Below are 12205 nucleotides of genomic sequence, written 5' to 3'. Positions count from 1 at the left end.
CTCAGCGCGGCGGCGCGTGTGTGCCGTCGTCGCCGAGCGGATCGGACTTCTCGCTCATCGGCACATCGATGTCGAGGTGACCGCCGCGGGCCGGCTTGGGGCGCGTGAGGTTCATGATGACGGCCAGCGCGGCCGCCGGCACGATGCCGGAGGTCAGCAGCACGGCGATGGTGTTGGGGAACAGCGCCACCGAATCAGGTACGGCAGCGAAGCCCTGCCCGACGCCGATCGACACGGCGATGACGAGCATGTCGTGGCGGTCGAGGGCAGTCTCGGCCAGCAGTTTGATGCCAGCACCGATGAGCATTCCGAACATCACGACCGCCGCTCCTCCGATGACAGCCGAGGGCATGACGGCGATGACGGCGGCGAACTTCGGCAGCAGTCCGAGCAGGATGAGGAACCCGGCGCCGATCGAGACGACGTGCCGGCTCATGACGCCGGTGAAGGCGACGAGCCCGACGTTCTGGCCGAACGAGGTGTTGGGCAGGGCGGAGAACAGTGAGGCGAACGCGGTCGCTACGCCGTCGGCCATCACGCCGCCGGAGAGCTCCTTGTCGGTCACGTCTCGTCCAGCACCGCTCTTGGTGATCGCCGACAGGTCCCCGATCGTCTCCACGGAGGTGGCGATCGCCATCGCACCCATGCCGATGAGGGCAGCGGCGGGGAAGTCCAGACCGAACTTCAGCGGTGCGGGGAAGGCGAACCATGCGGCCTCGGCGACATCGCTGAAGTCGACCCGACCGGCCGGGATCGCTGCCAGGTAGCCGACGATGAGGGCGAGGAGCACTGAGGCCGCCCCGATGATGCCCCGGCCGAAGCGGTAGAACAGCAGCATCACGACGAGCACCAGGCTAGCCAGGCCGAGGTCTGTCCACGAACCGAATGTCGGTGAGCCGCTGCCGCCGGCGTAGAGCGCCATGCCGGTCGGCAGCAGGCCGATGCCGATGACGAGGACGACGATGCCGCTGACGAGCGGCGGGAACAGGGCCTTAAGCCAGCGCAGGCTCATCCCGAGGATCACCTGCACGACACCGGCGAAGATCGCACCACCGAACACGGCGGCGATCCCGTAGCTCTGCGCCAGCGGGATGGCGACGACGAGGAAGCCGAAGCTCGTGCCCTGTACGATCGGCAGCCGAGAGCCGATCGGCCCGATGCCGATCGTCTGTAGCAGCGTGGTGAGCCCGGCGACGAGCAACGCGACCTGGACGAGGAAGGCGGTCTCACCGGTGGTGGCGCCGATCGCAGTGGCGAGGATGACGGGAATGGTGACATTGCTCGCCATCATGACGAGCACATGCTGGATGCCCAGCAGCACCGCCTCGCCCAGCGGCGGCATCTCGTTGATCTGGTAGCGCGGGGTGATCTCTGGCTCAGCAGCGGGCATAGCTCTCCTTGGGCGCGGCGGCTGACGAGTCCGCCTGCCGTCGTGGCGTGTCGTGTGTCACATCACGCTAGGCGCATGTGACACAGGGCTGACACAGCACTTTCTGCCGAATGGGTGCGGTTCCGCTTGGCGCAATCTGACGTGTTCTGCCCCACAGTTCGCTCAGTACAGTGAGTGGCACTCAGGGACTGCGGTGACGGCGCCGCGCGCCGGTGCGCAGTCGATGACAGCCTCTCGGCATCACCCGCCGGGTGGGAACGACACTCTGTTGGGAGCAGCCTTATGCCACAGCCGATCGAAGTCCGGAAAGTCCCCCTGCACAGCGTCTCCGACGCCTCGGAGATGACGAAGCTCATCGACGCCGGTGTCCTCGACGCCTCGCGCGTCATCGCGATCATCGGCAAGACCGAGGGCAATGGCGGGGTCAACGACTACACCCGCATCATCGCCGACCGCGCCTTCCGTGAGGCGCTCATCGAGAAGGGCGCTCCGCCCGAGCAGGTCAAGGAGATCCCGATCGTCTGGTCCGGCGGCACCGATGGCGTCATCAGCCCCCATGCCACGATCTTCGCCACCACCGACGCGACCGACACCCCGAGCCACGGCGCTGCCGCCGGTGTCGATGACAAGCGGCTGTCGGTCGGCTTCGCGATGAGCGAGCCGATCCTGCCGGAGGAGATCGGCCGCACCGGCATGATCGACAAGGTCGCCGATGCCGTCACCGCGGCGATGGAGCGCGCCGGCATCACCGACACATCCGATGTCCACTATGTGCAGACGAAGACCCCGCTGCTGACAATCGACACGATCCGCGATGCCCGCTCCCGCGGTCACGACGTCTTCACCGAGGACACGCTGACGTCGATGGACGTCTCCAACGGCACCACCGCCCTCGGCATCGCCCAGGCGCTCGGCGAGGCCACCGACATCACCGATGACGATGTCATGCGCGACCGCAGGAAGTACTCCGCCGTCGCCTCGTGCTCCTCCGGTGTGGAGCTCGACCGCGCGCAGGTGGTCGTCGTCGGCAATGCGCCCGGCATCGGCGGCCGGTTCCGGATCGGCCACGGGGTGATGGATCATGCTCTCGATGCCGACGGAATCTGGGATGCGATCACCGATGCCGGCCTCGACCTGCCGGATCGGCCGCACCGCGACGACCTCGGCGGCCGTCTCGTCAATGTGTTCCTCAAGTGCGAGGCCAGCCAGGACGGCTCGGTGCTCGGCCGCCGCAATGCGATGCTCGACGACTCCGATGTCCACTGGCACCGGCAGATCAAGGCCGCCGTCGGCGGCGTCACCTCCGCGGTGACTGGTGATCCGGCCGTGTTCGTCTCGGTATCAGCCGCCCATCAGGGTCCTGACGGCGGCGGGCCGGTCGCTGCGATCATCGACCTGGGTGAGGAACCCAGCGGGTACACATTCACCGGCTGACCTGCTCACCATGCCTGTGCCCGGCACCGTGATTCCGGTGCCGGGCACGGCTGTGCTCAGGGTCGTTCAGCTGTCCGTCTTGCACTGCACACGGTTGACCGGACGGTAGACGGTGGTGAAGTCGTCCTTCTTCACGACCTTGCCGGTCGAGTGGTCCTTGATCGTGCGGTAGATCGTGATCGACCAGCCTTCCCGCGGTGACTGCGGTGAGCAGGAGGGGCCCGATTCGGTCACAGTGCTCGGCGAAGTGAACGCGAACCGGCTGGAGGCATCCGCTTCGACGTCGACGGTCTTGACGCCGAAGACGCGGGCGTGGACCTCGCCGCCCTTGAGGTACATGTCAAGCACCATCGGTTTGTCGGTGTTGTTCGTGAACTTCAAGTCGATCGACGTCCAGTCCAGGGTCGTCTCCCGACCCTCCGGGTAGCGGGAGATGTACCGGGAGTGCGCACGGTGCTCATCGAGATCGAGACCGGCGAAGAATGCGGCATTGAACAGGGTTGTCGACACCTGGGAGACACCGCCGCCGAAGTCGGTCTTCATCTGTCCTTCGGAGATGACGCCGGCAGGCTTGTAGCCGTTGGCGGCTGTGCGCTTGCCCAGGGTTTCGTTGAGGCTGAACTGCTCACCGGGCAGCAGTACGCTGCCCGAGACCTTCTTCGAGGCCACCCGCAGGTTGGTGTCGCGGTTGGGTTCGGAGTTGTACGGGGTGGCGAACTTCGCGATGACGGTGTCGATATCGGCCTTCTCGGCGTCCTCAGTCGAGAACTCCGGATCGGTCTCGGTGAGCGTCACCTCGGCGGTGCGGTCATCGGAGGTCAGCGCCGGCAGCACAGCGTCGGCGAATTCCTTCTCGTCAACGGAGATGCCCTTCTCACTCGGCACGACCTTCGGTTTGCCGTCGACGATCTCGTAGCTGGCGTTCTTCATCTCCTGGCCGACTTGCGGGCTCTCGGCCAGCGCGAGCCGCTTGAGCCGTTTGGCGTCGAAGACCGGTGTCAGGTCGCTGTCCTTGGGCTCGAACGCCAGGGTCTGCGACACGGTCTCCGGTGAGACGGTGAGCGTCCCGCCCTGGACATCCTCATGGTCGCCGGGGTCGGCGGTGACCGTGATGTCGTTGCTGATGGCCGGTTCGGCGATATCGGTCCGGGCCTTCTCCGCCTCGGCGGTGGTGATGTCGGCTTCCTTCTTCTGCGCAGTCACCGCCAGTGGCGGGTCTTCGCGCAGCCAGGACGCATCGATCGTCTCCCGCATCGCATCGGCGGTCACGATGGTGCCGTCGCTGCTGTCGGTGACCTTCGGCTTGCCGTCTTCGCCGTAGGCGAGCGTCGCATCGACCGGTTCGGTCGACATTTCCGCACCGACCTCCTCGATGACGGACTTCTTCGACTCGTCGACAGTGATGACCGGGTCGATGACGTTGGCGTCGAACAGGCGCTCGTAGATGCGCACCGGATTGAGGGTGAAGCCGGCGCCGCGATCGACAGTCGCCTGGGTGTCGAGGGCGATCCCGGCGTCTGCCGGGTCGATCTTCGCGGAATTGTCCTCTGCGGTGATCTCGATCGGCTCCTCGGCACGCGGGGCGAGCTGCTCCTCGAGGGTCTGCTTCGCCTCGGCCTTGGACAGCCCGCCGATATCGATCCCGGCGACCTGCGCGTGACGCGGCATGCCGTTGGAGGCGAAGAACGCCGTTGCCACATAGGCGGCGGCGAGGGCGAGGACGGCGGCGACGATGACGATGGTCGTCGTACGGCGGCCGCGCGCCGAAGTGGAGTCAGAGGCCATGAAGTCACTTCGCGAATGTCGGCCGGGCAGCAGCCCGGAGCGGGTGGGAGTTCGTTCCCAACTATAGCCAGTGGCACTGCGCTCACCTGCGACTGCCGGGTGACAATCCTGCTACAGTTCGGGCTCGGCTGCCGGCCGGGCCGCCGGTGTCACGACCGCTTGGGAGCCTTGAGCGAGGGCAGCGTGAACGCGAGCACAGCGGCGATGCCCATCGGTGCGACGAGCCAGACGATCGAGCGCAGATAGGCTGCGACGATGAGGTCGGCGCCGGGCAGCAGGCCCTGCTGTGTGAAGAGGAACGACACCATGCAGATGATCGCCGCGCACAGCACCATGAGCGATGTCGACCGGTACAGTGCGGCGATGTGCCACATGCCCGCTGTGCTCAGCGCAAGCGCAAGCGCCAAGCCCCACGGGGCGATGATCTGCTGGCCGCCGAGCTCCCAGGCGGTCGCGTTGAGGTGCTGGAAGGAGCCGAGCACGCCGATGAGCAGCCCGACGAGGATCGCGTGGATGATCGCTGCCGCGCTGGTCTTCGGACGCCCCGGAGACTCAGTGTCAGCTCTCGCCGCTCCGGCTCCGGCAGCTCTCGCCGGTCTGGCTCCGGCAGCTCTCGCCGCTCCGGTTCCGGCGGTGCTCGCCGCACCGGCTGCTCCACCCGCGCCCGAGGCGGCGGCTGCGTGCGCATCGTCAGTGCCGGTGCCGGCCGGGGTCGGGTAGGCGTGAGTCTCAACAGGCACGATGACGGCATCGAGGACATTGTCGACCGGTGCATACGGTGCCGGTCCGGGGCCCGGGTAGGCGGCGTCGGTGTAGCACTCGATATCCATGACCTTCTGGCCGATCCCGTTGGACAGTGCGAAGAACTGCCCGGCCACGGTGATCTGGGTGCGGTGGGCTGCCATCGCCAGGCTCTTGGCGCCGATGAAGGCGTCGACGTCCTGGGCGACGGCGATCGGCGCCTCGGCGGCGATCGTCGGGATCGATTCGGCCGGGGCGAAGCCGGTGAGCTCGAAGCCGGGAGCCTGCGGGTCGAAGGCGTCGGCGGCCGCGTCGGCAGGGGTGTCGAAGAACAGCAGTGCAGCCGCCTCGTCAGCGGTGCCCTCCAGCCGCTGGCAGGCGGCGACCGTCGCCTCGTGCATCCGCACATGGTCGGGGTGGCCGTAGCCGCCACCACTGGAGTAGGTGATGACGAGCTGCGGACGCACCCGGCGGATGACGTTGACGAGGTATCCGGCGGCTTCGCTCACCGGGGCGGCGCACAGCGCCTCGGGCACCATGTCATCCGGTGCCACAGCGTGACCGTCAGGACCCCAGGCCATCCCGGAGTCCTCGAACCGGCGGGAAGGCAGACGCTCATCTGCTCCCCCGCGCTCACCGTCGCCCAGGAAGGCATGGTCGCTGACCCCGAGGATCTCGAGTGCGCGGGCGAGCTCCTGCTCCCGGTGAGATGCTAGTTCGGCCCGGTTGCCCTCCAGCCGTTCCCGCAGCTCGCCGATCACCTCACCGCCCTCACCGCGGGTGGCGGTGACGAGGGCGACGTGGGCGCCGGAGGCGGCAAGTGCGGCCATCGTCCCACCGGTCATGATCGACTCGTCATCGGGGTGGGCGTGGACGAAGAGGACGCGCGCCTGTGCTGCGGGAAGGGTCTGGGTGGCACTCATGCAGTGATCAGTTCTTCTTGCGGCTGGTGATCTTGTGACGCTCCTTCTGGTCGAGCACGACCTTGCGGATGCGCACGTGGGTTGGCGTGACTTCGACGCACTCGTCGTCGTTGGCGAACTCGAGGCTCTCCTCCAGGGTCAGTGCCCGCGGCGGGGTGAGGTTCTCAAAGGTGTCCGCCGAAGCTGAGCGCATGTTCGTCAGCTTCTTCTCCTTGGTGACGTTGACGTCCATGTCCTCATTGCGGGAGTTCTCACCGACGACCTGGCCTTCGTAGACCTCGGAGGTCGGCTCGACGAAGAAGCTGCCGCGATCCTGCAGGTTGAGCATTGCGTACGGGGTCACCGAACCGGCCCGGTCGGCGACCAGCGAGCCGGTGGTGCGGAAGGTGATCTCCCCCGCCCACGGCATGAGGCCGGCTGACAGCGAGTTGGCGATGCCGGTGCCGCGGGTCTCGGTGAGGAACCGGGTGCGGAAGCCGATGAGGCCGCGGGCCGGGACCCGGAATTCCATGCGCACCCAGCCGGTGCCGTGGTTGCTGATCGATTCCATCTGGCCCTTGCGGGAGGCCATGAGCTGGGTGATCGCCCCCAGGTGCTCCTCGGGCGCGTCGATCGTCATCTGCTCGACCGGTTCGTGCAGGACGCCGTCGATCTCCTGAGTCACGACCTGCGGCTTGCCGACGGTGAGCTCGAAGCCCTCGCGGCGCATCTGCTCGACCAGAACGGCCAAGGCGAGTTCGCCTCGGCCCTGGACTTCCCAGGTGTCGGGGCGCTCGGTGGGCAGCACGCGCAGGGAGACGTTGCCGACGAGTTCGGAGTCGAGTCGGTCCTTGACCATACGGGCGGTGACTTTGGTGCCCTTCTCGCGGCCAGCCAGCGGCGAAGTGTTGATGCCGACGGTCATCGAGATCGCCGGTTCGTCGATCTCGATCGCCGGCATCGGGCGCGGATCCTCCAGATCGGTGATGGTGTCGCCGATCATGATGTCGGGAATGCCGGCAATGGCGACGATGTCACCCGCTGAGGCCTCCTCGGCCGGGACGCGCTGGAGACCCTTGGTCTCGAGCAGCTCGGTGATCTTGGCCTGGCCGATGTCGCCGCTGCCGCGGGCCCAGGCGACCTGCTGACCCTTCTTCAGGGTGCCGCCGTAGATGCGCAGCAGTGCCAGGCGGCCGAGGAACGGCGAGGCGTCGAGGTTGGTGACGTGTGCCTGCAGCACTCCGTCGTCGTTATAGGCGGGTGCCGGGATGTGCTCCAGGATGGTGGCGAACAGCGGTTCGAGATCGTCGTTGTCCGGCACATCGCCGTCGGCGGGCCGGCGCAGGGAGGCGCGGGCGACCTTGGCGGCTGCGTAGACGACGGGCACGTCGAGCACGGCGTCGACGTCGAGGTCAGGCTGTTCTTCTGCCAGGTCGCTGGCCAGGCCCAGCAGCAGGTCCTGGGCTTCGTCGACGACTTCGGCGATGCGGGCATCGGCGCGGTCGGTCTTGTTGATGACGATGATGACGGGCAGGTTCGCCGCCAGCGCCTTGCGCAGCACGAACCGGGTCTGCGGCAGCGGTCCTTCCGAGGCGTCGACTAGCAGCACGACACCGTCGACCATGGACAGGCCGCGTTCGACCTCACCGCCGAAGTCGGCGTGGCCGGGGGTGTCGATGACGTTGATGGTCAGCGGGCCGTCGGTGGCCGACGGTCCTGAATAGCGCACGGCGGTGTTCTTCGCCAGGATCGTGATGCCCTTCTCGCGCTCCAGGTCACCGGAGTCCATGACGCGGTCCTGCACTTCACCGTGGTCGCCGAACGCTCCGGTCTGTTTGAGCATCGCATCGACCAGGGTCGTCTTGCCGTGGTCAACGTGGGCGACGATCGCGATATTGCGGCGATCGAGGCGGCGTGCGGTGTGTTCTGTCATCAACATCCTCAAGAATTGTGTGCGGCCCGCGCCCCGGTGGGAGCACAGGCGGGCGAAGTCTCCGCGCACCTTTCACGGGCTCTGACCCAACACACCATTATAGGGGCCCGCAAGCCCGTGCCCTGCACTCGAAGAAGCTCAGTGCACCCCTTCGGGTGAGACGATTCCCGAGTTGAAAGCCTCGACGACGAGTTCGAGCCGGGACCGGACGTTGAACTTGCGCATGATCGAGGTGACGTGAACCTTCACGGTGCCTTCGCGGATGTCGAGTTTGCGTGCGATCTCGTGGTTCGACAGTCCCTGGCAGAGCAGGTAGAGCACGCCCTCCTCACGGTCGGTCAGGCCGAGCTGGGCCATCTCCTCTGCCGGGTTGGCAGAGGCTGCCGGCTCGTGGGTGATGGTGGCGCCGAAGCCTGCGGCGTCCGGGGAGATGACGGCGGTGCCGCTGAGCACGGCGTCGATCGCCGAGCGGATCTGCACGACATCGGCAGTCTTGATGAGGTAGCCGTTGGCACCTGCGGCAAGCGCCTGGATGAGGTTCTCTTCGCTGTCGAAGGACGTCAGCAGGATGATCGGCACGCGTACGCCGGCGGCACGCAGGCGGCGGGTCGCCTCGATGCCGCCGACCTCGGGCATCGAGATGTCGCAGAGGATGACATCGATGTTCTTGACAGCTTCGCGGCCGAGCGGTTCGACGGCGGCGAGCATCTCTGCTCCGTCAGAGAATGTGGAGTCAACGCTGATGGCGGCGTCGTTGCCGAGCAGTTCGGCGATGGCGTCTCGAGTGAAAGCATCGTCATCGGTGACGATGACCCTGATGCGGTCGTAGGGCTCAACGATTGTCACTCGGTACCTCCGTGTGGGGCGTGGGCTGCCCGGCTGGTGCTGCGGGGAGTTCGACGCAGAGCTGCCACTGCGATTCCGTGGCCTCAGCGCCTTCGACGACCGGCGGTGTCAACCGGCCAGTAGTCAGGATACCCCCTGCAGCCTCAATATCGCGGGCCAAATTTGCCAAGCCCAGACCCGAGCTGTCGGCAGGGTTCGGATTGCCCTCGGGAGATTCGGTGTTGCTGAGCACGACTTTGACGTGCGTTTCCGACCGCGTGAAGACCGCGTGCACCGGCTCATCCGGCGAGGCGTACTTGATCGTATTCAGGATGCTCTCGTCCAGCAGTCGGCCGAGCAGCCGCACGTACTGCTCCAGGGCTTCGGACGCCTGCGGTTCGACAGCGCTCTCGACAGCGAAGCCGTAGACCCGCAGCCGGTCGGAGTAGGACCGCAACAGCTGGCGAACCGTCATGGGGCCATGCGCGATGACAGGATCGCTGGCGCGTGCAGCTGCCGAAGGCTTCTTGGCCGGACGCGGGACGTCAGACCCAGGCTCGGCTGCGCCGTCGCCGCGGATCATGTCGTCGACGTCTCGGAGACGCCGAAGCAGCAGACGGACTTCACTGCTGGCGGCATGGGTTTCGGCGACGATGAGATCGAGATTCTCAGCCGCCTTGTCCCCACCACTCGCGCGCGCCTGCTGGGCTAGCAGAGAAACGCGCGTCAGCACTCCCCCGACCGAGTCATGGAGGTCACGCGAAAGCTGGTCGCTGAGCTCATCAAGCGCCTTCTGGTTCTGTTCGACGGCTGCTTCCTCGCGCCGAAGCAGGAACCGAATAAATCCACCAGCACCGAGAGCCAAAACGAGAATGATGGTCCAGAACACCAACGAGGACACAAAAACTGAGGCGTCGTAACTGCGGACTCCTGGGGCCATGACGGCCACAAGGAACACGATGCCGAGCGCGAATGCGTGTTTGACGAGACCGCGAGCGACGAAATAGGCAACGACGACCGGCAGAAGCAGGCTGGCGATTCCCAGGAACGTTGTGTCCGTGACGATGAGGTAGGCACCTGCAAAACCCACAGTGGCCACCATGATCCACGGTGAAAATGGGATCGTCAGCATGCCGATGCCAAGCAGGGAAAGCGGGATGAACGGGAACTCAGCGGCCTCAACCTGGGTCGCATCCATGATCCCCAGCCCCACGAGCAGGAGCGCCAGCAGAACAGGGACACCGAATTGCCCGAGTTGGGTGCGCGAACTCAAGCGACGAATCAAGGGCAGGTTCTCCCGTACGTCAGCCATTCGTTGATGGTACTACTTCGCTACGGCCATCTTCGGACACTCGGAAAGCCGCGCACCGGCCGTGTGACTAGCAGGCGCACGACGAAGAAGACTCTTCGGCGTTAACCGTTCGGCTTCACGTTCGAGCAGAGCATCTTGACTTTCCACACCAGGCAGATATTCGGGTAATCAGGTGAGGGCTTTGCCTGCACAGCCGCAGCAGGAGCAACAGTGCCGAACGACAGCATGACAGCTGCCGCGAGCGTCAGGCCGAGTGATTTCTTCATGACCCCTATCATGCCCGTTCGCGTGACCTGAGCCAATACGACTTTCGTCGTATCTCATAGACCGAACATGATGACCGCGCCCTGTGTGGAAACGGCGGATTCTGAGCAAAGCTGCAACATACGCTCCCTCTCAGCTGAACCCAAAAGGCATTCCGACCCGCGCATAGCTACCCCTTTCGGCTTAGCTCACGGCACCAAGGTCCAATAGCGCGGCACCTTGGGTGTTGCAAAGGTTAGACGCACCAAATTGGTCATCTCAGAGGAGAGAACAGTGAAACGACACTTGGTCCACGCTGTGCTGATTGGAGCACTCGCCTTCACCGGCGTGGGAACTGCACTGCCCGCGGCAGCCGGCCCGGCACCGCTCAAGACGGCAGACACCGCCATCCAGGAAAGCCCGGAGGCGCAGAAGGTCAACCCGGTCTTCAGCGACAAAGAGCTGAAGATCATGGCCGAGTCCTCAGGCCGCACTCTCAGCGAACAGCGCGAGTACGTCGAGGCCCAGGCCGAGCAGAACAACGAACTCTACGAGCTCTCGCAGAAGGGCAACGACTTCGACGGCGCATTCTTCAATGAGGACAATGGGCTCGTTGTCCAGGCAGCCGCCGGTTCGACAGAGGCCAAGGCCGCTGAGGCGAAGGGTCTGGAGGTCCGCGACCCGCAGCACGGCGAGAGCAAGCTCAACGAGATCGTTGATGCCCTCAACTCGGTCGATGGAGACCGTTCGGCCATCGCCTCGATCGCCCCGGAGATCATCGACGACCGCGTCGTCATTACCGTCTCCGACGCCGATGCGAAGTCCGCTGTGCTCGACAAGGCCGCCGAGTACGGTGACGCCGTCACCGTCGTCGAAGGCGAGCGCAATATCCTGCACACCACCGCCCGCGGCGGCGACAAGGTCTCCGTGCCCGGCAGCTACTGCTCGGCTGGTTTCCCGGCCTCGACCACCGCCGGCACCAAGGTCATGATCTGGGCCGGTCACTGCGTCGAAGGTCAGCAGAACTTCTCCGTCGGCGGCAGCACCTTCGGCACCTTCGCAGCCACCGCCTTCAAGTCCTACGACGGCAAGCCCGACCGCGACATCGGAGCGATCTACGTCAACGCCGGCAACTCGGTGAGCACGAGCGTCAACACCTACGGCTCGGACTTCGGCATCACCAACGCCGATCGCGGGGCCTGGCAGGCTCCGGTCGGCACCGACATGTGCCGCACCGGCGCAACCTCGGGTGTCACCTGCGGCAAAGTCACCGGCTACAACGCCTCGGTCAACTACTCCGACAACCAGGGCCGCTCGGTGGCCCAGGTCTCCGGTCTCGGCACCTCCTCGGTGTGCACCGCTCCCGGTGACTCCGGCGGCGCTTACACCGCCGGCGGATACGCAGTCGGAATGACCTCCGGCGGACCGTCGAACCAGCGCTGCGGCTTCAACGGCGGATACATGGGAGGCTCCTCCTACTTCCAGCCGGTGCAGGATGCGCTGAACTACTACGGTCTGCGCTACGGCCACCGCTGATCGATCCCCCTGGGCCTCCGCAGGGCTGAACCGGAGGCAGCTACTCACAAAGGTACGGGTGTGGTGACCCGGGGCGCTGGGACGAATCGCATGATTCGTCCCAG

The 12205-nt window shown here is 65.9% G+C and carries 9 protein-coding genes; 2 read left to right on the top strand and 7 right to left on the bottom strand.

The genetic code is table 11. From position 1 onward, the window contains the following. Position 1: 1 nt before the first annotated feature. Positions 2-1390 (bottom strand): uracil-xanthine permease family protein, encoded by a 1389-nt coding sequence (locus HLA91_RS05545; RefSeq protein WP_170273912.1) that lies wholly within the window; start codon positions 1388-1390, stop codon positions 2-4. A gap of 282 nt (positions 1391-1672) precedes the next feature. Here HLA91_RS05545 and bar point away from each other — a divergent pair, with 282 nt between their 5' ends. Continuing rightward, positions 1673-2824: a barbiturase gene (bar, locus tag HLA91_RS05540; protein ID WP_170273911.1), complete on the top strand. Its 1152-nt coding sequence runs from the start codon at positions 1673-1675 to the stop codon at positions 2822-2824. A 66-nt stretch (positions 2825-2890) separates the two neighbouring features. On the opposite strand, the gene HLA91_RS05535 is transcribed toward bar, so the two are convergent. The 6 genes from HLA91_RS05535 to HLA91_RS05510 form a co-directional block, all read right to left on the bottom strand. Then, positions 2891-4609, bottom strand: a complete 1719-nt coding sequence (locus HLA91_RS05535; protein ID WP_170273910.1) for a VanW family protein — start codon at positions 4607-4609, stop codon at positions 2891-2893. Positions 4610-4758: 149 nt separating this feature from the next. After that, a complete protein-coding gene (locus HLA91_RS05530; protein WP_170273909.1) occupies positions 4759-6273 on the bottom strand; it encodes a PIG-L family deacetylase in 1515 nt (504 codons plus the stop codon). Between the two features lie 7 nt (positions 6274-6280). After that, positions 6281-8185 (bottom strand): translational GTPase TypA, encoded by a 1905-nt coding sequence (typA, locus tag HLA91_RS05525; RefSeq protein WP_170273908.1) that lies wholly within the window; start codon positions 8183-8185, stop codon positions 6281-6283. A 138-nt stretch (positions 8186-8323) separates the two neighbouring features. Further along, a complete protein-coding gene (locus tag HLA91_RS05520) occupies positions 8324-9031 on the bottom strand; it encodes a response regulator (RefSeq protein WP_102162726.1) in 708 nt (235 codons plus the stop codon). After that, the gene (locus HLA91_RS05515) at positions 9018-10322 is read right to left on the bottom strand and encodes a histidine kinase (RefSeq protein ID WP_170273907.1); all 1305 of its coding nucleotides are present in this window, start codon (positions 10320-10322) and stop codon (positions 9018-9020) included. The genes HLA91_RS05520 and HLA91_RS05515 overlap by 14 nt, the downstream gene beginning before the upstream one ends. A gap of 101 nt (positions 10323-10423) precedes the next feature. Beyond that, complete coding sequence (locus HLA91_RS05510) at positions 10424-10588, bottom strand: hypothetical protein (protein WP_165883195.1); 165 nt, start codon at positions 10586-10588, stop codon at positions 10424-10426. A gap of 271 nt (positions 10589-10859) precedes the next feature. Here HLA91_RS05510 and HLA91_RS05505 point away from each other — a divergent pair, with 271 nt between their 5' ends. Next, positions 10860-12101: a S1 family peptidase gene (locus tag HLA91_RS05505; RefSeq protein WP_170273906.1), complete on the top strand. Its 1242-nt coding sequence runs from the start codon at positions 10860-10862 to the stop codon at positions 12099-12101. Positions 12102-12205: the final 104 nt, after the last annotated feature.

Source organism: Brevibacterium luteolum (assembly GCF_013004595.1).
Classification (GTDB): Bacteria; Actinomycetota; Actinomycetes; order Actinomycetales; family Brevibacteriaceae; genus Brevibacterium; species Brevibacterium luteolum.
This window is presented reverse-complemented; position numbering and strand designations above follow the sequence as displayed.